20 protein-coding genes and 1 riboswitch are annotated in these 21,108 nt (G+C 28.9%); of the genes, 12 read left to right on the plus strand and 8 right to left on the minus strand.

All coding sequences use genetic code 11. From position 1 onward, the window contains the following. Positions 1–20: 20 nt before the first annotated feature. The 4 genes from B6F84_RS12260 to B6F84_RS12275 are packed head-to-tail and all read right to left on the minus strand — an operon-like array spanning position 21 to position 3,804. Complete coding sequence (locus B6F84_RS12260; protein ID WP_148692500.1) at positions 21–1,685, minus strand: AMP-binding protein; 1,665 nt, start codon at positions 1,683–1,685, stop codon at positions 21–23. After that, positions 1,675–2,655 carry a BadF/BadG/BcrA/BcrD ATPase family protein gene (locus B6F84_RS12265; RefSeq protein WP_148692501.1) on the minus strand — a complete coding sequence of 327 codons (981 nt, stop codon included), beginning with the start codon at positions 2,653–2,655 and terminating at the stop codon, positions 1,675–1,677. The genes B6F84_RS12260 and B6F84_RS12265 overlap by 11 nt, the downstream gene beginning before the upstream one ends. 41 nt (positions 2,656–2,696) lie before the next feature. Beyond that, on the minus strand, positions 2,697–3,236 hold the full coding sequence (locus tag B6F84_RS12270; RefSeq protein ID WP_148692502.1) for an SLOG cluster 4 domain-containing protein: 540 nt from the start codon (positions 3,234–3,236) through the stop codon (positions 2,697–2,699). A 31-nt stretch (positions 3,237–3,267) separates the two neighbouring features. After that, positions 3,268–3,804 carry a class I SAM-dependent methyltransferase gene (locus B6F84_RS12275; RefSeq protein ID WP_148692503.1) on the minus strand — a complete coding sequence of 179 codons (537 nt, stop codon included), beginning with the start codon at positions 3,802–3,804 and terminating at the stop codon, positions 3,268–3,270. Positions 3,805–4,243: 439 nt separating this feature from the next. On the opposite strand from B6F84_RS12275, the gene B6F84_RS12280 reads away from it, so the two are divergent. The 3 genes from B6F84_RS12280 to nucS all read left to right on the plus strand — a co-directional run bounded on the left by B6F84_RS12280 (position 4,244) and on the right by nucS (position 8,318). Further along, complete coding sequence (locus tag B6F84_RS12280) at positions 4,244–5,953, plus strand: hypothetical protein (RefSeq protein WP_148692504.1); 1,710 nt, start codon at positions 4,244–4,246, stop codon at positions 5,951–5,953. Between the two features lie 127 nt (positions 5,954–6,080). Continuing rightward, the gene (locus B6F84_RS12285) at positions 6,081–7,565 is read left to right on the plus strand and encodes a D-glyceraldehyde dehydrogenase (RefSeq protein WP_148692505.1); all 1,485 of its coding nucleotides are present in this window, start codon (positions 6,081–6,083) and stop codon (positions 7,563–7,565) included. Between the two features lie 36 nt (positions 7,566–7,601). Beyond that, the gene (gene nucS, locus B6F84_RS12290; RefSeq protein ID WP_148692929.1) at positions 7,602–8,318 is read left to right on the plus strand and encodes an endonuclease NucS; all 717 of its coding nucleotides are present in this window, start codon (positions 7,602–7,604) and stop codon (positions 8,316–8,318) included. On the opposite strand, the gene B6F84_RS12295 is transcribed toward nucS, so the two are convergent. The 3 genes from B6F84_RS12295 to B6F84_RS12305 all read right to left on the minus strand — a co-directional run bounded on the left by B6F84_RS12295 (position 8,299) and on the right by B6F84_RS12305 (position 11,108). Beyond that, entirely contained in the window at positions 8,299–8,652 is a 354-nt protein-coding gene (locus B6F84_RS12295) for a HEPN domain-containing protein (RefSeq protein WP_148692506.1), read from the minus strand. The two genes, nucS and B6F84_RS12295, sit on opposite strands and share 20 nt — an antisense overlap. A gap of 84 nt (positions 8,653–8,736) precedes the next feature. Beyond that, entirely contained in the window at positions 8,737–10,359 is a 1,623-nt protein-coding gene (locus B6F84_RS12300) for an alpha/beta hydrolase family protein (RefSeq protein ID WP_148692507.1), read from the minus strand. A gap of 80 nt (positions 10,360–10,439) precedes the next feature. After that, the gene (locus B6F84_RS12305) at positions 10,440–11,108 is read right to left on the minus strand and encodes an HAD family hydrolase (RefSeq protein WP_236748968.1); all 669 of its coding nucleotides are present in this window, start codon (positions 11,106–11,108) and stop codon (positions 10,440–10,442) included. Positions 11,109–11,306: 198 nt separating this feature from the next. Between B6F84_RS12305 and B6F84_RS12310 the strand changes: the two genes are divergently transcribed. The 9 genes from B6F84_RS12310 (at position 11,307) to B6F84_RS12350 (ending at position 19,681) form a co-directional block, all read left to right on the plus strand. Then, positions 11,307–12,281: an NAD(P)/FAD-dependent oxidoreductase gene (locus B6F84_RS12310; RefSeq protein ID WP_148692508.1), complete on the plus strand. Its 975-nt coding sequence runs from the start codon at positions 11,307–11,309 to the stop codon at positions 12,279–12,281. A 274-nt stretch (positions 12,282–12,555) separates the two neighbouring features. Then, a complete protein-coding gene (locus B6F84_RS12315; RefSeq protein ID WP_148692509.1) occupies positions 12,556–13,350 on the plus strand; it encodes a hypothetical protein in 795 nt (264 codons plus the stop codon). Continuing rightward, entirely contained in the window at positions 13,347–14,927 is a 1,581-nt protein-coding gene (locus tag B6F84_RS12320) for an ABC transporter ATP-binding protein (RefSeq protein ID WP_148692510.1), read from the plus strand. Before B6F84_RS12315 ends, B6F84_RS12320 begins: the two co-directional genes overlap by 4 nt. Further along, positions 14,902–15,891 carry an energy-coupling factor transporter transmembrane component T family protein gene (locus B6F84_RS12325; RefSeq protein WP_148692511.1) on the plus strand — a complete coding sequence of 330 codons (990 nt, stop codon included), beginning with the start codon at positions 14,902–14,904 and terminating at the stop codon, positions 15,889–15,891. Before B6F84_RS12320 ends, B6F84_RS12325 begins: the two co-directional genes overlap by 26 nt. A 22-nt stretch (positions 15,892–15,913) precedes the next feature. Further along, positions 15,914–17,488, plus strand: a complete 1,575-nt coding sequence (locus B6F84_RS12330) for a phospholipase C (RefSeq protein ID WP_148692512.1) — start codon at positions 15,914–15,916, stop codon at positions 17,486–17,488. Positions 17,489–17,492: 4 nt separating this feature from the next. Beyond that, a complete protein-coding gene (locus tag B6F84_RS12335) occupies positions 17,493–18,020 on the plus strand; it encodes a hypothetical protein (protein WP_148692513.1) in 528 nt (175 codons plus the stop codon). Beyond that, a complete protein-coding gene (locus B6F84_RS12340; RefSeq protein WP_148692514.1) occupies positions 18,017–18,589 on the plus strand; it encodes a hypothetical protein in 573 nt (190 codons plus the stop codon). The genes B6F84_RS12335 and B6F84_RS12340 overlap by 4 nt, the downstream gene beginning before the upstream one ends. A gap of 54 nt (positions 18,590–18,643) precedes the next feature. After that, positions 18,644–19,351: a class II glutamine amidotransferase domain-containing protein gene (locus B6F84_RS12345; RefSeq protein ID WP_236748969.1), complete on the plus strand. Its 708-nt coding sequence runs from the start codon at positions 18,644–18,646 to the stop codon at positions 19,349–19,351. Positions 19,352–19,438: 87 nt separating this feature from the next. After that, positions 19,439–19,681 (plus strand): hypothetical protein, encoded by a 243-nt coding sequence (locus tag B6F84_RS12350; RefSeq protein WP_148692515.1) that lies wholly within the window; start codon positions 19,439–19,441, stop codon positions 19,679–19,681. A gap of 3 nt (positions 19,682–19,684) precedes the next feature. On the opposite strand, the gene B6F84_RS12355 is transcribed toward B6F84_RS12350, so the two are convergent. Then, positions 19,685–20,671, minus strand: coding sequence for a hypothetical protein (locus B6F84_RS12355; RefSeq protein WP_148692516.1), 987 nt, complete (start codon positions 20,669–20,671; stop codon positions 19,685–19,687). Between the two features lie 342 nt (positions 20,672–21,013). Beyond that, positions 21,014–21,095: riboswitch (Fluoride riboswitch) on the plus strand. Positions 21,096–21,108 lie beyond the last annotated feature (13 nt).

Genomic DNA, 21,108 nt, shown 5'->3' on the forward strand with positions numbered 1-21,108 from the left:
TTTTTTATCTTTTCATAAATTTATTTTTTATTATATATTATATCTTTAATTTCTCTTAGCACTTCTGGGTCCTCAAGTAATGTAGAGTCAAATGACTTACCTAATAATAAATCTCTTAATGCTCTCCTAACTATTTTTCCACTTCTTGATTTAGGTAATCTGGTAACAATGTATACTTTATCTATAACGTATATTGCACCTAGTTCTTCTCTTACTTTCTCTTTGACTATATTTTCATTTGTATTTCCTACTATGAAAACTATTAACTTTTCGCCTTTTATTTCATCTGGGATGCCAACTGCAGCTACTTCAATTACTCCAGGTATTTCAGATATTACACTTTCAACTTCTCCGCTAGTTATTCTGTGTCCTGCAATTTTTATCATATCATCAGCTCTACCAACTATTTTGACGTATCCATTAACTATTATTGCTAAATCTCCAGTATCATGATAACCAAATTTAAAATAATCTCTATATTTCTTTTCATTATTTAAAACTCCTATAAATTGAGTTGGAAATTTAGTTTTTGCCACTAGATATCCTACGTTGTCAGTGTGTTTTCCTTGTTCGTCTAAAGTATCTAGAACAGCTCCAGGGAATGGTACGCCAGCATATCCTTTTCTCGGTTCTACTCCTAAAGCAAAAGGTATACCTACAACGTATCCTAGTTCAGTTTGTCCATAGACGTCTGTAAATTTCTCTGCATAACTAGTATAATTCCATGTTTCTTCATCCATTATTTCTCCTGCTGTAGCAGAGTATTCTACTTTAGGTATTTTTACTTCAAGTTTTCTTAATAATCTAAGTAATGTAGGTGATGTAAAGAATAATTTTGGATTTGTTTCTTCTATTATTTTAGGTATTCTATCTTTTGGAAAATCTGGAGCACCTTCCATAAAAACTAGAGTTCCACCATGTAAAAGTGTAGCGTACATTATTCTTGAAAACGTAATCCAGCCAATGTCAGCTGTAGTAAATACTATATCTTTTGGCTTTAAAGAGAACATTATATCAAAAACTGTGTAATCTCCTACCATCCAAGCTCCATGAGGTAATATGATTCCTTTTGGCTTTCCTGTTGTTCCGGAAGTGTACATTACCTTTAGTGCTTCATTACTTTCTATTTTTTCATAACTATTATCTTTTTCTTCAAAATCAAACTCTTCATCTCTATTAAATTCTATGTCTCCCTTAAAATACAGTGGTATGCTTTTTCCTCTCCTATAAGTGTGTGAAGCTTTTATCAAAATTTTGGGTTTAAAGTCATCTAGTCTGCTTTTAATTGCTTCTTCTCCTAATCCTGCAAATATTAAAGTATATACTACTCCTAATCTTGCGCAAGCTAAAACTGAGGCAATTGTCTCCACCATATTTGGCATATAAATTGCTACTCTATCACCCCTATTAACCCCTAAACTTTTCAGTTTTCCTGCGATTCTGCTCGATAAATTATTTAATTCTGCATAAGTTATTTCTTTACTTTTTCCGTTTTCGCCGTACCAAATTAAGGCTTTTCCTGAATGGTTTAAAGAATTTAATGCAATGTTAGTTTCTCCGTTGATAAACCATCCATTGCCTAATGCTTTGTCCCAATTTCTAAACCATTCTAGTCTAGAAGAGAATGACCCCCAATATTTATCTGGATTTTCTATAGCTAGCTCATAAGCTGTTTTATAATCCATGTAATATCTCCTCTTTATTTTCTATAAATAGGAATTTCTTTAATCTTTCATCTGGTTCTTTATAGAGTTTATTGTTAAATTGCTTAACTAGATTATCTCTTATGTCTTCATCATTAATTTTTTCTAAAGTTATTATACCTCCTATTGCTGCATGATATCCATAGAATATTCTATTCACTTCATTTTGTAAATCTTGACTTATTTTAGAAGATCTCATAACTCCACCTAACAATGCTACTTTGGTTTTATCATTGTTAAATTCTCTTTTTAGTCTTCTCACCATAGATAAAATATACTGAGATGCTAAATTAATTACCTTCAGAGATAAGGAATCATTCTTTGAAAGTTCGTCAACCTTCACTGCAAAGCTAGCAATTAATCTTTTATTCTGCTCTTTTGATAATTTCATTACTACCTCTCTAAATTCTCCTCCAAAAAATTTTTCAATTTCTTCTGGTAGCTTGCTTTCTTCTTCTATTTTATCTATACTTCTTATCGCATAAGTTATTGCAGTTCTGCTTATCCAAGATGCTGATCCTTCATCTCCAAAAAACCATCCCCATCCTCCAATTCTTTGAATAATTCCATTTTTTTGTATATACCCTACACTTCCTGTACCTGGAGCGAAAACTCCACCATCATTAAGCATATTAGTAGCTCTTAATGCTCCTACTCCGTCATTTATAACTACTGCATTTTTGAATATACTCTTAGCTATATTCTCTCCTATTTCAGTAAATTTTTTAGAGTCGCCTATTCCTGCTAGGGAAAAAATTGCTCTATCTATTTCTTTCATTGATACAGAGGCATTTGTTAATGCTTCATTTATTGCATCCAATATGTTATTTTTAGCTTCTACTTCCCCTACTTCAGTATAATTACCTGATGAAGAAATTCCGATGCCTAGTATTTCATCTTTATAAACTATTGCAACTGTTTTAGTAGCTCCTCCATCAACAGATAATATCATAATAGAATAACATGTAAATTAATATATATTAATCACTCAGACTAACCTACGTCAATAATTCTTCCTTCTTCTTTTCTTTCTCCACAGCATAATTTGTTCAAAAGCTCGTCAACAGTTTTAACATAAGTAACTTTAGTGGCTTTTCTATTATCTAAATACTCAGGGTATGCTTCTTTTAATTTATCTGTACTATATCCTGTATCAATAAGAATGTAAACTGGTTTTCCCATAGCATATGCCATAAGTATTTCTATATGAGTACCTGCCTCTCCACCTAATGCTATTAAGATATCACTAGATCTTACCAAAGGAACTGATCTAGCTCTATATTCCATTCCAGAATTAATTTTTATTACTTTTTCAGGAATATTAGAGCTCTCATTTTCGATAGGCAAAACTAATACTACTGGGATATCTAAGGATACTGCTTGATCTACAACTTCTTTCATTAAACCCCAATATCCTCCTAAGATTAGTACTGGATTTTTACATTTTTCTTTTATTCCGGAAACTAACTCTTTTGCATTTTTTCTCATTTTTTCTGTATATTCTCCGCTATGAGCTGCTATTCCTATTTGCATGTTTCACAAAAACGAGGAGATAATAAAAAGTCTACTTTTTGAGTATTGATATAAAAACTCCTTGATTAGTTGTAAAATAGTCTTCTTTAAATCCTTCGGAAATGAAATCTTTCCTCATTCCTCTCATAGCTTCTACATCCATCAAGATGAATTTTCCATTATTTCTTAATGTTCTTTGGATATCCTTAATATAATCCTTTCTTTTACTTTTTGGTACATTATAAAAATATAATACGGAATAAATAACATCAAAAGAAGACTCTCTAAAAGGTAATGGAAATAAATTTTGGATTAAATTTAATTTACACATTCCTTTATATTTTTTTATTTCATTGATACTCATTTCTTCGTTCCAATTCTCTATAGAGAAGACATTTAATCCTTTTTCCTTTAGATATCTGCTAATTAGGCAATTTCCACAACCAATTTCTAGTATTATTTTATCTTTATCATTTTCCAATAAGTTATCAATAAGTTTAGCAAAATATATTTCTTCATCTATAGTAACGCCCATTCTTCTAAACGGTTTATATTGCCAAGCATTTATACTGTCAAAAATGGATGACATAAAATAATGTTGCTTAAATTAATAAAAACCTTTTTGAAAAGATGATATTATATGTTTTATACTTATTTTATTATATGTGTATACCCATTATTTATGTATTTTACAGAAATAATAAATATTTAAAGAATTTAACTTCTTTATTATATAAATATGTACGACAACCATAAGGACTTTAACGAAGTAACTACAACGAGAAGATATGTTATGTGTCTCCTATATTATAGAATGATATTCTATAATTGTAATGAAATATTATTGAGTAGACAATAAAATTGATTTATATTTAATAATTTATAATATTAGAGTTTTTTAAGTATTAGATATAGAAACAAAAATAATTATTTTTTAATAGATAAAATGACGAAATTTATTAATTTACTTATTTCAAACAATAAATGATAGGATAAAGGTTTTAATTAACATATTAATAACTGCATGTATGAGAAGTATAGTTATACTTGGATTTATTATACTTTTTACTACTTTGATATCTCCTATAACACTAGTTAATAGTTTATCTAATTCTGTAAATATTTCAGGAAAAGTTTCGCTAAATTATCCACTAATTAGCAATAGTTTACAATATGATGGTCATTATTTAGAATTCTTCATAAAAATGAATCTTAGACTTAATGGAACTGAGAGTATAACTGGTTCAAATAATCTTAGTATAACTATTATTTCGTCTAAATTATATTATATATATGATAATAAAAATTATCAATTATTCAGTAAGATGAATGTATCTTCTATATCAACTGCGATATATGACGGGAAAGTTTTACTTGTTTTTATTGCTTCATCTCCTAATTCATCTGGTCTATATTATTCGTTATTTAATGGTACTTCATGGACTTTACCTACACAATTAGCTTCAGGATATTTTTATTCAGTTATGACAAATGGAAGTTATATTTTGGCATTATTCAAACAAAGTGGATTTTCGTCTCTTAATATTTTAGTTTTTCGTGATTTTCAATTTATAGAGAATATTAATATTTCAAATAAATCTCTCGATATATCTTCAGGATCTATAGTTGCTTTTGGAGAAAATTGTATTGCAATACAAAATATAAGTTCCAATGAACTTTTGCGTGAAATTAATTCTATAGATGGCTTATCAAGTAATACTTTCACTGATTATATTTATATATTTAATTTTGATGGGAAATTAATTAATAAAATTGGTCCTATCACTTCAGCTTTAAGCATAAGCAATTCTACCGATTATTTCATTACAATTCTTGATATTCAAGTAAGTAACTTAACATTTTCTGAAGTATCATTATATTATGTTAATGGAAAAATCTTACATAGTTGGAAGATTAATGCAGTAGTGATTTCTGCTTATATGGATTATCCTAATATAATTGGTATTGAATATGCATACAATTTAAATCAATTATCTGGAAGTAATTATATGTTTACATTAATACAAGTAAAGAAAAATGGATTATGGTATAATTATACAGAGCTAATTAATCCAAGTATTAAAGAGGAAGATTTGTCACAAGGAAAAATTATACTAAATCTTCCAATATTTATAGGTATTTATAGTAATCAAATTATATTTGAAAATACTACATTAGAAAAGAATATTAATTTTAATTTAGGCCAGGAAGATTTAACGGTATCTGGTAATCCAGTTACTAAAAACGTAGATTTTTCGAAGCCTCCTGAACCTAACGTAACTGTATCTACTATTCAATTTAATGGATATACTCTATTAGACATTTCATATTCCATAGAGAATTATTCGTATTATGGTATAAGTGATGTATATGTGATTATAAATAAAAGCATAATATCAACAAGTAATTTACCATTTAATACTGTTTCTTATAGTATAACTTCAAATGGTACTTACAAAGTTTCTGTAATAGCAGAAAATATATTCGGTAATTCTACAACTAGTAAAACGATAGAAATAACTGTAAAGCCGACAGCAGTTTCGCATTCCAACGTAACTTCTACTTACAAAGAGAATACATCTAGTATGCCAAATACTTCAAGTAAAATATCAACTAAAATATCATCTGAAAGCTCAGTTTCTCCCATTACTAAATTTTCATTTTATATAGGCTATGTAATAGTTGCAGGAATTCTAATATCCATTTTAGTTATTCTAATAGCAAGAAAGAGTAAATAATAAGATACTATTTTAATTCATAATTTTTGTAATATAATTCAAACACTTCTCTTAATCCTCTAAGTTTTTATAAAACTATTTATAAATCATTAAGCTTTATTAGTAAATTTCCATAAAATATATACTTATGGAGAAGATTCAAGAATTATTCATAAACGGAGAATGGGTAAAGCCTTCTTCTGAAGAGTATCTAACAAAATATAATCCTAGTACTGGAGAAATTTACGGTAAGTTCGCTGCTGCATCTAGAGATGACGCAGATAGAATTATAGATGCAGCATACGATGCTCAGAAGAAATGGGAAAAATTAACGTCAGTTGAAAGAAGTAAATACTTATATAAATTAATAGATTTGATTAGACAAGATAGAGAATCGTTAGAAGAACTATTAATGGATGAGGTAGGTAAGCCAAAAAGAGAAGCAGTTCAAGAAGTCGATGGAGTTTTAGATCAGTTGCAGTTTTATGCTGAATTTGCAAGAAAAATAAATGGAGATGTTGTTGAAGGAACTAAGAGTGAAAGAATAATTTATCAGTATAAGGTTCCCTATGGCGTAGTCTTAGCTATAACTCCATGGAATTTTCCAGCAGCAATGGTTGCTAGAAAAATAGGTCCTGCTTTAATAACTGGAAATACAGTAGTAGTAAAGCCCAGTTCAGATACTCCATTTACTGCAGGATGGATAGTAGAAAAAGCTAGGCAAGCTGGATTTCCACCAGGAACAATAAATTTAATCACAGGTAAAGGAAGTGTTGTAGGAGATTATTTAACATCACATAAAAAAGTTTCAGTAATAACATTAACTGGAGAATCAAAAACTGGACAACAAGTAATGAAATCATCATCTTCAATTATGGCTAAACTAATCTTAGAATTAGGTGGAAAAGCTCCTTTTATAGTATGGAAAGATGCAGACCTAGAACTAGCAGCTAAAGTTTTAATGTGGGCAAAGTATTGGAATGCAGGACAATCCTGCATAGCTGCAGAAAGATTATATATACATGAAGATGTTTACGACAAATTCTTGAACTTATTCTTAGAAAAAACTAAAACATTGAAAATAGGAGATCCAAGAAATTCTGATATGGGTCCATTAATAAATAATCAAGCAGTAAACAAAGTATCTGGATTCGTTGAGAACGCAATTTCTCAAGGAGCAAAAGTAATATATGGTGGAGGAAAACCTGAATTGTCAGATAGGCTTTCTAAAGGATTCTTCTATATGCCTACAATAATTACCGATGTGAAACAAAATATGGAAATATTTAGAGAAGAAATATTTGGTCCAGTAATTGGCGCAATGAAAGTTTCGGATGATTTCAACGAAGTAATAGAATTAGCTAATGATTCAGATTATGGATTAGCATCATATTTATTTACAAAAGATTTATCATTAGCGATGAAGGCTTCTAGAGAAATTAAGTTTGGTGAATTATACATTAATATGCCTGGTCCAGAAGCTTCGCAAGGGTATCATACTGGGTTTAGATTATCTGGTCAAGCAGGAGAAAACTCTAAGTACGGTATAGAAGAATATGTTAAAGTTAAGAACATATACATAGATTATAGTAAAGATCCAACAAAAGATGAGGTAATACCACCATATACATAAGTTTAAAACTTTCGGCTCGGTATTACTTTTTATATGATGTTTTCTATACTGCAAGAGCCGGATTTTTCTCAAGCTTATCAATTTCTCAGTAATTCTATTTATAATAGATTAATTACAGTATTTGCAGATTGTGATATAATATATGAAGGTAGAGCATCATCTATTGCTACGCTCGCTCCTAGATTAATAATCATTAAGCTTGACGGTAGTCTTATAGTTCATGAAAATGTAAAGAGAGAACCATTAAATTGGCAACCTCCCGGAACTAAAATACTTATAATTAAAGAACCTTTTACTATACTAGGAATAAGAAGAAAACCAAAAGAAGAGTTAAGAATTCGTTTACATAACATTTACTATATCACTTCAGCCTTGGTTAAAGATGGAGAGTTTAAACTAGAAGGAGATGAAATAGATTTTGTCAACGCAGTAATCAAAAACCCTAACTTGATTGAAAATGGATTAAAAATTATTCAAAGAGAATATAGAACACCTTATGGAATAGTTGACTTATTAGGGGAAGACTCTAATGGAATAAAGGTAATTATGGAGTTTAAGAGAAGGAGAGCTTCTTTACAAGCAGTATCTCAGTTACATAGATATGTAATTTATGGGCATAAGCAATTTGGTAAATGTAGAGGTTTGCTAGTAGCTCCTAGTATAACTGAAAACGCTTTAAATTTACTAAGAAATCTAAACTTAGAATTTAAACAACTTAATATTAAAGCCAAGATTACTCAATTTGTTTCATAAAATTGTCAGCGAAATCTATTAGCTTTCTAATTTTTTCTTTATCTAATTCTAATGGTATAGAATATCCTAGTTTTATCCTTATTTCATTTAACATTTTTATTATTTCCTTATCATTGACTTTGATCGTGGAATATTTTGATAATATTCGAAACAATCCTTCAAAATCTAAATACCAAGGGATATTAACACCTAAATCTAATAGCTTCGCATTTAATACCATATAAAGCGCTTCTTCTACTGCGATTGCTGAAAGATCATAAAATTCTTTATCATAATTAAATTCTGAAGCTAGAAGAAATTCCTTAGCTCTTTGATAAAGATAATCTGTTTTCATATGTTTTAATGAATAATTATCACTTATAAATAAAAGTTAAAATGAGAAGAAAATGAACATTAATAAAAATAAAGTTAGCAAAAGCTATTTACAATGTTCCTTTATAAATTCTACAGTTTCTTTAATCGAATCTACATAATTTTCTATCTGTTGAAATCCATGTCCTTCATCCTTATAAACCTTATATTTGACTTGCTTACCTAATTTTTCTAATTCTTTTACAATTTGTAATGTTTCTTCTACTGGGCATCTAGGATCGTTTTCTCCAGCCAATATCATTAATGGAGACTTTATTCTATCTATAAAGAATATGGGAGACCTATCTCTTAATAAATTTTCATCATCACCCATTTTAATCTCATCGTATTGCCTTAATACTTCTCTTTCAAACTTCTTTTCAGTAAACCAATTAACAAAAGGAACTACTGCTACTGCTGAACACCATAAATCTGGATATTTCGTTATAGCCATCATAGTCAGATATCCCCCATAGCTTCCTCCAGTTACGGCAACCTTTACATTACCTAATAACTTAACTGAATTTATTACATCTATTAAATCTCCACCGCCTAAATCTTTATCATTCAAATGATTGAATTTTCTACCGTAGCCTGTAGATCCTCTAAAATTTGGGCAAATAACTTTAAATCCATTTTGTACAAATAATTGTATCTCAGGATTAAAATAATCTATACATTCCCAATCTGGACCACCATGAATATATACAACTCCTTTTGAATCATTCTCTGATTTCTCATATAGTAACGCATGAATTTCTATACCATTACTATCATATTTCACTTTTTTAGGTTTTACGAAACCTCTGTTATCTATATTCTCCATAGAATTGGTTAATTTTTCTACTTTTTCTTTAAATCTAAAGATATCAAAGGAATGATTGTAACTGGAACCTAAAAAATATAGGTATCCATTATCGCTTTTTAGCTCAGAATTATAGCCTTCTGCTAAGATGATGTTGTTATTGTTTAAAATTTCATATTCTCCATTATTGTCTCTAATATAAGTTATTCCATTGTAAGGAATAGCTTCGTATATTTCATGGTTTTCTTCTATCAGTGTAGAAATCTGTTTAGTTCTTATGTTATATTTATATAGACTTAGATAATTTTTATGGTTAGATAAAAACATAAATTCTTCATCATTAATAAAGCATTGAGAGCTTGAAGGGTATTGTTCAGAGTTTGGAAAAGAGATTTTATCAATTATATTTCCGTATAAATCGGAAATGAATATATCATTATCATATATTCCTTGACTATACACTACATATTTTCCTGAAGAACAAAAATTTGATACCGGTAGCTTTCCTTTGCTTATCTTTATTATTTCTTCGTAATTTTTCATATAATATAAATGAATAGTATCGTCCTCTCTATTTGAAAGAAATAAGAATCCAGAATTTATAGGATAAGGAGAATTATTATCGAAAGAATCATCTAATATAGAGTTTATTTTACCACTTTCCCATAATAATATTTTTCTTTTTTCTTCACCTGTTGGATCCAAAGTTATCAATGCTTTATTTTTATTTATCCATTTTACTGAATCTGCATAACCATTTAAATTGATTTTTTCTCCATTAATTACAACTATAGGTTTATTTTCTCTTACTACATAAGCTAGATTTGAATTTAGAATATCGTACTCATATATAGGCTTTATTTTAAATAAATCATCGTATTCCATTTTTGATCGATAAATAAAATGATTGTGAATTAATAAACGTTGAAACAAACATGCATAGAGCTTTTATATTTTCTATGTATTTAGATTTCTAACGAATTTATTTTATTTTCTTCTCTTATTAATTCTTTTAAGCTTTTTACCTTATTTTCTCTTATGTCTGGATAAAAATTCTGTCTATCTATTAACATTCCTTGTATTCCCGCTCTTTTTGCTCCTATGTAATCTATTTCATAAATATCGCCCAAATGGAAGTCTGGATATTCTTTGGATTTTTCTAACGCTTTGAAAAATATTTTAGGATGAGGTTTAACTAGTTTTACTTCAAATGAAAGTACTAGTCCATCAAAATATTTCATTAATTCAAACTTATCTATTAGTTTGTAAATTCCTTTACTGGCATTACTTACTAAAATTATTTTATATCCAAGAGATTTATAGCTCTCTAAAAAGTCAATAGTATCGTCATATAGAAAAGGCTCTCCATCTCTTATTCTTGCTTTATCTAATTCTTTTAACAATTTTTCCCTAGGAGTAATGCCTAAATGGTAAAGGAAATCTTTTAGATCTACTACATCCCTTCCTTCTTCGTCAGGAAAGTTGTTTTTTGACATTGCTTTAACGTAAGCTCTAAATACTTTATCTAATGAGACATTATTATTGTAATCTTTTATAATATCATAAACTTTCTCATAGAATGATGGTTTAAATCCTACTAGTGTATATCCGAAGTCTACAAAGATGCTTGGCATAATCAATTTTTATTATTCTTTTTGATATTTAAGGTTTCTGATCTAGAAATTAAAATAAGTTTAATATGCTTATACTTTATGCTAAAGATAATGATAAAAACTTTCATTTTATAAAAATTTTTTTATCTATAATAAATGAAAAAGAAATTTATAAGTATAGTAAGAAATGCTTAAAAAATCTGAGTTGAATATAAACATATGAGGACAGTTATTTTAGGTGGAGGATTTGCAGGCCTTTCCGCATTTAAAACGCATGATTCAATACTGATAGATGATAAAGATTACTTTGTATTAACACACAGACTAGTTGACGTAGTAAAGACAGGAAATCCAGAAATAGCTAAAATTCCATACAAAAACGTTTTGAGAGCTACTGTAAAAAACATAGATTTTAAAAATAAAAAAGTAATAACATCAGGGGGAGAACTAAATTATGATAAGTTAATTATATCTTTAGGTTATACTCAAAAAATATTTCCTAACACGGATAAAATAGAAAATGTTGAAGATGCACTTTATCTCAGAGAAAAAATCATGAATGCGAGAAAAATTGCGATAATTGGTGGTGGTCCATTAGGAGTAGAATTAGCCAGTGTAAGTATACAATTAGGAAAGAAGAAGGACAAAGTATATCTAATTGAGGGACAAGATAGACTATTAAGTTTTATGAATTATAAGGCTTCTAATTATGCTTTGAATAAATTACAAGAACTTGGAGTAGATGTCATGCTAAAAACTAAAGTAGATTCTATTTCGCAGGGAGTAATAGAAACATCAGAAGGAAAAATAGATGCCGATATTATAATATCTTCAATAGGATTTAAAGGATCCCCACTTATATCTGAATTAGGCTTAAGTAATATAAATAGTAGAATGCTTGTTGACGAATATTTACAATCAGTAGATTACGAAGACGTTTATGGAGCAGGAGATTCAGCTACTACTAAATCATTTATTCCGATGTCAGCACAAGTGGCAGTACAAGCAGGTAGAAGAGCAATGCTTAACGCAATAGGTATAGAGGATAAATTCAGATTTAAGCAATACGCAATAATAGTTAGAATAGGAGAAGACTATTTCGGAGATTTACTTGGAACATTCGTTCAAGGAAAAATAGCTAAATTAGCAGAAGAATATGGAATACACAGAGCTGTGAGATTACTAAATCAATAAACATAATATAGACAATATTAATAAAATAATAATATATCTTTAAATAGTATTTCTATTATAATATCTATTCAATATATTTTGTTTTCTTATATAATTCGCTTCTTTATCTAGTCGTAAAATAAAATTGTAATTATAAAAAATGCACAACAATTTCGTTCTTAACATGAGTATTTTCAAAAATGAGTAATATTTAGTCTATATAGTATTTTATAATTGACAAGAACTATGTAAGAAATCCTTATTATCTGTTTTTAAAGTAGTAGGATAGATAATTATGGGTTTTAATGGTATAAGCGGAATAGTAAATGCCCCTGGAGAATTACCTTGGGAACTAGTTCTTTTGTATTTTGCTGTTGCAATAGCAATAGCATTTTTATTTGGTAAGAAAACTGGAGGACTTAGAGGATTTTCAACATTAGACTTAGTTTATATAGGAATTGGTGCAGCGTTTTCAGTAGTTTGGGAATTCTATATAGGTGCATTTCTAGGAAAATTTATTCCAAGTAATCCTTTTATTAATGTAGGATTTTTAGGCAGATTATTAATAGTATTTATAGTAGCTGGATTAGTAAGAAAAGTAGGAACAGGCATATTAAGTCTAGCTATTTTTGATATTTTAGGAGATTTATTCCATTATGGTTTTGGTGGAGAACCAATTTTTCTAATATACGAAAGTTTAACATATGGATTATTTGTAGATCTGTTAATAGCAGCTACAGGTGGACAACCATTTGGAATATCAAGTTTCAAGGGAATAAGTAGAGCACGAGGTAAAACAACGATAGCTAAAGCCTCATCAGGATCGGAAGAGGAAGAAGAGTATTCCGGAAACATGTATAAGCCTATAGCTTATGGTTTAGGTGCTATAGAAGGTGCTATAATTGGAGCGTTATGGGCGTTTCCTGATCCGTTATTTTATGATGGCTTCTTTAAGCCATTTTTATATGGTGGTTATGTGAACTGGGGTAAGATAATATTTACTATAGAGGCTTTCTTACCTGGAGATATAATAATGGGAATTATAGCTGGAGTACTTGCAATAATTATTGCAAGGGCGGTAGGGCAATGAAATTTATACAAATCAAGAATTTGGAGGTTTATTATCCAGGTAGGATGAAACCATCGCTAGTTATAGATGATTTAGAAATTGAGGATGGAGAATCAGTATTAATAGTTGGTAAATCAGGTTCAGGAAAATCTACTCTAATAAATTCAATTAATGGCGTAATTCCTAACATGATAACAGCTGAAGTTGATGGTGAAATATATGTTTATGGTAAAGATCCTAGAAAGCAGCCTATCTATGAAACTGCCAGGCTAGTAGGTACTTTATTGCAAGATCCCGAAACTCAAGTATTTAATTATACAGTAAAGGACGAAATAGCCTTTGGTCCTGAAAATTTTATGTTACCAAAAGATGAGATAGAAAAAAGAGTAGAACTTTCTGCTAAAATGACTGGTGTAACTGAGTTATTAGATAGAGATATAAGTAATTTGTCTGGAGGAGAATTACAGAGAACAGCTTTAGCTTCAGTATTAGCTATGCAACCAAAAGCATTAATTTTAGATGAACCAACATCTAACATTGATCCTAAAGGTACAGCTGAAATTTTTTCCTTAATAAAAACTTTTAGAAGTGAAAGAAGGAGCTTAATTATAGTTGAGCATAAGTTAGATAGAGTATTACCTTATGTTGATAGAGTTATATTAATAGATGGAGGAAGAATTCTATTTGATGTAGAGAAAAACGAGTTAATTGATAAGGCCGATTTATTATATTCAGCTGGAGTAGAAATTCCAGAATATTATTTATATTTAAAAAAGATAGGTGCAACTAAATTAGATCCTAAATATTTGAAAGATTTTAGATATTCTCCTCCTCCTAGGAAACAAGGAGCAGAAGAGATTCTTTACGCAAAGGCAAAAGTTTATACAAAAACTGGTGAAGTTTTAGTAGACACTGAATTAAAGTTAAGAAAAGGAGAAATTGTTGCATTGATGGGTAATAATGGAGCTGGCAAATCTACTTTATTAAAGGCAATTATGGGCTTGCTAGATAAGAAACTTAAATCAGATGTTACATTAATAGTTAAAGGGAAAGATCTAAGTAAGAAAGGATTAGCTGAGAGAGGATCATATATCGGTTATCTACCACAAAACTTTGATATTATGTTTGTAAAAAGATCAGTTGAAGGAGAAGTTTCATTTGCAATGAAGAATAGGAAGAATTTTAACCAAGAGAAACTAAATAATATTCTAAAAGAATTTTCTTTATATAAAATAAGGAAAGAAGATCCATTATTATTATCTATGGGACAAAGGAGAAGGGTAGCTATGGCATCAGTAATTTCTTCTGGTGCTGATATTGTTCTAATGGATGAACCTACGAGTGGCCAAGATTGGTATCATAGGCTTATGCTAGGGAAGGAAGTTCAAGAGATGAGAGAAAGAGGCTATACATTTCTAATAGTTACTCATGATTCTAGATTTGTTGATAAATTCTGTGATAGAGTATTAGTCATGAAAAAAGGAAAAATAGTTTTGGATGGAAAGCCAGAAGATGTTTTTTCTAGATCAGACCTTGATATTTATCCACCAACTGAATATTTGGTGACAAAAAATGGTGTTTTGGAGTTTTCTCTATGAGCAGTCTTTAACCCAAAACGTGTTAAGCTGGTTTTTGTTTTTCTATGGGGTAGTTTTTCCTATTCTTTTACTTCTCTCAGTATTAGGTTTGAAGGGATTTTTGGAAATAACTAGATATGAATCCGGCAAAACGTTTCTTTACAAACTTAACCCTTTAACTAAAATCATATTTGGCGTTGTAGTAATGATAGTAGCTTCTACTACTATTTGGTGGATAGGAGCTATTTTGACTTTAGCTGTTATGTTTCTTTACTTTACATTAACTAATGGAGTTAGAAAGTTTGTATACATTACAATATTAAACGCCATAACTATTATAGGAGGTACATGGGGAATAGCACCTTATACTCCAACAAGTATTTTGCAAATGGTTTTTCCTAATCCTTCATCTTATACTACGGTATGGGTATGGCCATCATATTTTACAATAATGGGATATGAACCAACATTAACTTTGCAGGCATTAATATATGGATTACAAATTTCTTTCAGAATAACAGCTGTATTAGATTCTGCTTTACTTCTAATATTAAGTACGACTACTTCAGACATATTTAGAATGTTTAGTAAGATAAAAGTACCATTAGCTGTAACTTTTTCAATCTTAGTAGGATTAAGGACAGTACCTAGAATATTTGAATTATTCGATACTTCAATAAAAATGCAATTTGCTAGAGGATTAGGTTATAATAAACCAAAAATTGTTAATGCATTTTACTTCTTATATGCAGGAATTTTAGCTATAGTTCCTACAATGGTTTATCTTCTAAGAGGAGCAAAGAATCTAGCAATATCAGCTGATACTAGAGGATTTAGAGCTTATAATAGTAGAACATCATTAGTTCATTTAAGTATAGGAAAAATGGATTATATAATGTTTGTAATTATAATTGGTCTTATTGTTTTAGACATTTTAGCAAATATTTATGGATTTGGAAGAAGCATTCCATACGTTGGGTTCTAAAATGAACTCATATAATTTCTGTATGATAAGTAAAATAAAAATAGATAAAAAAATATTATCCCTATTTTTTGTTCTTTTTCTTTTTGTTCTTCCTATTTATCATTCTCAGTCTACTCAAACTCCGATAAAGCATGTTGTTATAATAATAGAGGAAAATCATTCATTTGATAACATCTTTGGAACTTATCCATTTGGATGGCCTCCTAAGATAAATAATATAACACTTTCAGTTATGGAGCCAGAAGGGCTGTACAATAATTATACTCAGCTAGAGAATTCGAAGAATGGAGTTTTAGGTTATATAACTGTTCCTAATGTTCCATGGTTCCCACTATTTGGGAATTCTCATCCTTATTATGCAGATGCATGGGATACGGTAGATCCTTACGAAGGCTGGACATCATATCATGGAGATTATTGGTTTGATACTGAAGATGGTTTCGTTTATTATTCTGGTCCCCAAAGTATGGCATATTTCTCTTATCAACAAGTTGGTCTGTTATGGGACTATGCTGAAGAATATACATTAGCAGATAATTATTACTCTCCAGTTCTAGGATTAACAGAACCTAATAGGATAGCTTATATGATAGGACAACCACCAAACTTCTATAGTGATGACGTTTGTAATGCAATTCCATTTAAAGAAAGTATAATGTACCAATTACAAGAATATAATATAACCTGGGGATATTTTGCTTATGGCTATAGTGGTCAAATACCATGGCCAATAGGAGCATTCATAGGAATAAGTCAATATCAAAATCACTTCCATTCCCTAACTACATTTTATGAGGATTTACAAGATGGAAATCTTCCAGCAGTAAGTTGGGTAATGTACATAACTGGATATGACGATCAGTATGACATGCATCCTCCCTATAATATAACTGCAGGCGCAGTAGAGTTAACTCAAACTATTAATGCTATTATGGAGAGTCCTTATTGGAATTCTACTGTAATTTTCATAACTTTTGACGAAGGTGGCGGATATTATGATCAAATTACTCCTCCATCAATTAATCACTACGGATTAGGACAGAGGATTCCTTTACTTATTATATCTCCATATGCTAAAGAAGCATGGATTAATAATTATACATTAAGTGGATATACTTTATTAGGCTTCATAGACTATAATTGGCATTTACCATACTTTACAAAATGGGTAGAGGAAAGTGATGTTCAAGGTTTACTTAAATCCTTTAATTTTAGCAAACCTAGGCCACCAATAATTTTAGGACCAAACAATTGGACATATCCTATACCATTACAATATCCAGTACATTATGGATATATTGCTTTGGTTAATCCTCATGTAGGATTTGCTCAGGTATATTCTGCACCAGAATTAGATTTACTTCTGCCATTAGAAATTATAGCATTTGGATTGACTTTTGCATCATTCAAAATTAAAAAAGTGTTATTGCCAGGATTATTGCTTATGTTAATAACCTTAGGAATAGCAGGATTTCTAGATTATTCAAATAACATTTACTCTTTCGTAACAGAATATTACATGTATTCGTCTTTAATTGGATTTTTGATTTCCGGAATATTAGCATTAAAAAGATATAGAGTGTACTTAAAAAGGTAATAGCATGGATACTGTAGCATTTTTAGCATCTTTTTTGCCTTGTTCTTTTGAAGGATTTGAAATGTCTCTTTTTTCTTATTTAGGATATTCTTCAAATAGTAAAATGGGAAATTTAGGTACTATAGCTGGAATTATTGGTATACTTCTTTTAATTTATATAACGTATCTCTTATTACCGATATTAATTACCGATACAAGTGAATATATTATCAAAATGCTCCTAGGTTTTTTGCTTATAGCCATGGCTAGCATATTTTTCTTTAGGGATTATCCTGAACCTAAAGGAGCTTTTCTTACATCTTCTATTGGAATAATTGCGGAAGGTATAGAAGTTGATATTTTTACTGTAAGCGCATGGATAATGACTGGTGATGCATTAATGTCAATACTTGGTGGAATAACGGGATTTTTATGGACTCTAACACTTTTTAGACTTTTTACATTTAAATTTCCTAGAAAAATTATGAGAGGAATAGCAATAACACTATTATACACAGTGGGTTTTGTTATACTAACTAGTGGTTTGATTTGATTTCTAGATATTTATCTATCATTTTTCATCCATCAGTTTCAACATTTATAGGTTTTTTAATATTAATTTTGGGAAAAGGGTACAGATTGTATGATTTAATTGTACTTACGTTTTTCTTTTCAATATATCCATTTCTAGTGACTTTAGTTTTAAAGAAAATGGGTAAGTTATCAGATTTGCTTATACGAAGACGAGAAGAAAGATTTTTACCAATACTGCTTTCTTTAATAGGTTATATCCTTGGAATTATATTAGCTCTTCCTATAAATTTGATTTCATACATAGCTATTTCCTACGTTATAAATACTGTAATTATTCTTGGGATAACCACTAAATGTAAAATAAGTATTCACGTTGCTACGATAACTGGTATGGTAGTTGCGATTATAATGGTATTTTCAGACATCATTTTTCTGCCATTATTATCTTTGCCAATAATTGTTGGTTGGGCTAGAATAAAGGAAAAAGCTCATACTTTAAAACAAGTAATCATGGGAGGTATATTGTCATTCCTATTAACTTTTATCGAATTATCTTTATTCTTTGCTATATTTAATCACTTAAAATAAAAGAGTGGAGATCTTTGTTTTAAGATATAAATATTATTAAAATAAATTATACTTATGTGTAGAATGTTTGCTTATTACGGTTTTTCTAGTCAGAGAGTAAAAGAATTATTTGAATGTTTAAAGAAATCAGCATCAAACGATGTATATTATCCTAAGCCTCATGAAGATGGCTGGGGATTTATTCTTTTAACTAAAGATAAATTAATTCATTATAGAGATGTAAATCCAATATTTTTTGTTGATGATTTTCCTCTCAATCTTAAAGATGAAGAGATGATGATAATAGTTCATGCTAGACAAGCTTCTGACAAGAAACTAGTATCTTCCTTTTTCTCTCATCCATACTTAGAAACTAATGAAAAGTATATTTTCTACTTAGCTCATAATGGAAGTGTAGATAAGGAGAAAATTGCAAAAGAATTGAATATTGAATCTAATTACTTAGTAGATAGTGAGCTACTTCTTAAGTATTTAGTGCAAAGAGAAAATTATGACAAAATAAAAGAATATACTAAATCATCTTTAAACATAATTTTATTAAAAATAAAAAGAGAAAATAGAGAGGCAGAATTATCTTTTATGAATTATTATAATGAAGAATATATCAAAACTAAAAATGTTAATGAAAAATATTATGTAATGTTTTATAGTAATAAAAATGGTAATGCAGTATTTTCATCTACTTTAGCTCACTATTGTGGAGAAGGAAAGGAAGTGGAAAAAGGAAAAATGATAGAACTTGGTAAAATGTTTATCAGATAAGTTAGGCTATATATGAATATATATTCTACATAATTTATGAATAATATAGAGAAAAAATATATAGTTCAGGAAAAATTCTGTCAATTTATGAATAATTTTATTATAATAACTAGTTTAGCCTTAGTTGTAGAGCTAATTCTATTCTCTAGGTTATACTTTCCTTTTATTATAGTGCTACTATCGATTTTTCTATTAAGTCTTAAATTTAATAGGTATTCGATTCCTCTTGCAATATCGTCATTATTTATTCCCATGTTTTTGCATAATTTAATATATTTTGGATTATCATTAGAAGTATTTTTAGCTATAGTATGTAAAAAGAGGGATTGATAATTATTTTTTGAATTTTTTTACTAGATATTGAGCTTTCTTTATCATTTCTTCAACATCAAAATTCCATTTTCCTTCAATATATCGATTTTCTGGAATCGGAAAAGATTTTATATAATTATGCGGAATAATATTTAAATCTATTTGATCTTTCCTTTTTATTCTCGTAATGTATTCTATATATTTAAATAATATTTTATTTTGACCAATAATATGAGCTAAATATCCATTTCTGGTTTGATAAATTAAATAAAGCTCTGGGATTCTAGATATGTAACTTATAGTGTCCTTTTCTTCAAAATAAATAAGCAAAATAAATTCTGGCTTTTGTAAAGTTAATACATAAGATGAGATAATTCCATTAGGGATTATATGTTCCATAACGCGATTTTTAGCTTCTAAATAAGGAATTTCTAGTTCTTTTGATATTTCTTTTAATGTATATGATGGATACATTTGTTTTTCCTTTATAATTTTTAAGTCTTGACTCTCGATAGTCTTGGTTGGATCAAAGTTAAAGGAAAAATATTCTCTAGGCGTATCTCTTATTTGGAATTTCCTTTTTTCAAAATTAAACGAAGAATAATCTATCGGATACGTAAAATGATCGTATATTTTATCCATATTATAATAATATATTACGTCGTAATCTTGCAAATAATCAAGTGGTTTAGTAAAAAAATGTTCTTTTAATGGAGTAGAAAGAAGAATATTTACAGAATATGGATTTAACAGATTTCTATAAATAAATAAAACAGAACCTTCAAAAAGGTCATAAATATCGCTTGTATTTAAAATATAATTCGAATATATTGTTATAAAATATCTGTTTAATCCTATGGTTTCAGTTCTTAATATAGGATATGATGAATAATGAAATGTATTTCTCAATAGTAAAAAAGTATTTGAGATATCCTGCATATTGTCATATAATAAATCTCCTGATTTCTGCAATTCGTATAAGGTCTTGATTATGTCTGCATTAATCACTATTATCAGATAAGTTATTGTCTAACATAAATAAAAAATTAGATTATTGAATACTTAATAAGTATATAATTTAATCGTTTGGTTGAGTAGATATTTTTACTATGCTTAAATACTTATCTGAAAACAAGATATGAAGAATACCATTTACTATTACTTGGTACGTTAGTGAATTATTTTATTAAGAATATAAAACTTTGGTAAGATTACGAGTTAGAAGTTAATTTTTGGAAGAATATAAATATTGCTAATATTAGTAAATATCGTTAATAACTTTTGACCTCTACTTTTTGATATTAATTTGTAATTATGGTTATAGCAAAAACTTATAAATCATTTTATGAATTATCTTATGGGAATGGCGTCTCCCAGAGGGTAACTCCCTCAAACCGCCAGATTAATGATGGCTGATGACGCCTATCTCTATGAGATAGGTGAAG

The organism is Acidianus manzaensis, from assembly GCF_002116695.1.
GTDB classification, from domain to species: domain Archaea; phylum Thermoproteota; class Thermoprotei_A; order Sulfolobales; family Sulfolobaceae; genus Acidianus; species Acidianus manzaensis.

Bases quoted from the DNA above. Each gene is read 5' to 3' on its own strand.
- B6F84_RS12315 (WP_148692509.1), top strand. From the start codon at position 12,556: ATGGGTTTTAATGGTATAAGCGGAATAGTAAATGCCCCTGGAGAATTA.
- B6F84_RS12320 (WP_148692510.1), top strand. From the start codon at position 13,347: ATGAAATTTATACAAATCAAGAATTTGGAGGTTTATTATCCAGGTAGG.
- B6F84_RS12335 (WP_148692513.1), top strand. From the start codon at position 17,493: ATGGATACTGTAGCATTTTTAGCATCTTTTTTGCCTTGTTCTTTTGAA.
- B6F84_RS12270 (WP_148692502.1), bottom strand. From the start codon at position 3,236: ATGCAAATAGGAATAGCAGCTCATAGCGGAGAATATACAGAAAAAATG.
- B6F84_RS12300 (WP_148692507.1), bottom strand. From the start codon at position 10,359: ATGGAATACGATGATTTATTTAAAATAAAGCCTATATATGAGTACGAT.
- B6F84_RS12260 (WP_148692500.1), bottom strand. From the start codon at position 1,685: ATGGATTATAAAACAGCTTATGAGCTAGCTATAGAAAATCCAGATAAA.
- B6F84_RS12345 (WP_236748969.1), top strand. From the start codon at position 18,644: ATGTGTAGAATGTTTGCTTATTACGGTTTTTCTAGTCAGAGAGTAAAA.
- B6F84_RS12280 (WP_148692504.1), top strand. From the start codon at position 4,244: ATGAGAAGTATAGTTATACTTGGATTTATTATACTTTTTACTACTTTG.
- B6F84_RS12330 (WP_148692512.1), top strand. From the start codon at position 15,914: ATGATAAGTAAAATAAAAATAGATAAAAAAATATTATCCCTATTTTTT.
- nucS (WP_148692929.1), top strand. From the start codon at position 7,602: ATGTTTTCTATACTGCAAGAGCCGGATTTTTCTCAAGCTTATCAATTT.
- B6F84_RS12305 (WP_236748968.1), bottom strand. From the start codon at position 11,108: ATGCCAAGCATCTTTGTAGACTTCGGATATACACTAGTAGGATTTAAA.
- B6F84_RS12310 (WP_148692508.1), top strand. From the start codon at position 11,307: ATGAGGACAGTTATTTTAGGTGGAGGATTTGCAGGCCTTTCCGCATTT.
- B6F84_RS12275 (WP_148692503.1), bottom strand. From the start codon at position 3,804: ATGTCATCCATTTTTGACAGTATAAATGCTTGGCAATATAAACCGTTT.
- B6F84_RS12285 (WP_148692505.1), top strand. From the start codon at position 6,081: ATGGAGAAGATTCAAGAATTATTCATAAACGGAGAATGGGTAAAGCCT.
- B6F84_RS12350 (WP_148692515.1), top strand. From the start codon at position 19,439: ATGAATAATTTTATTATAATAACTAGTTTAGCCTTAGTTGTAGAGCTA.
- B6F84_RS12265 (WP_148692501.1), bottom strand. From the start codon at position 2,655: ATGATATTATCTGTTGATGGAGGAGCTACTAAAACAGTTGCAATAGTT.
- B6F84_RS12295 (WP_148692506.1), bottom strand. From the start codon at position 8,652: ATGAAAACAGATTATCTTTATCAAAGAGCTAAGGAATTTCTTCTAGCT.
- B6F84_RS12325 (WP_148692511.1), top strand. From the start codon at position 14,902: ATGGTGTTTTGGAGTTTTCTCTATGAGCAGTCTTTAACCCAAAACGTG.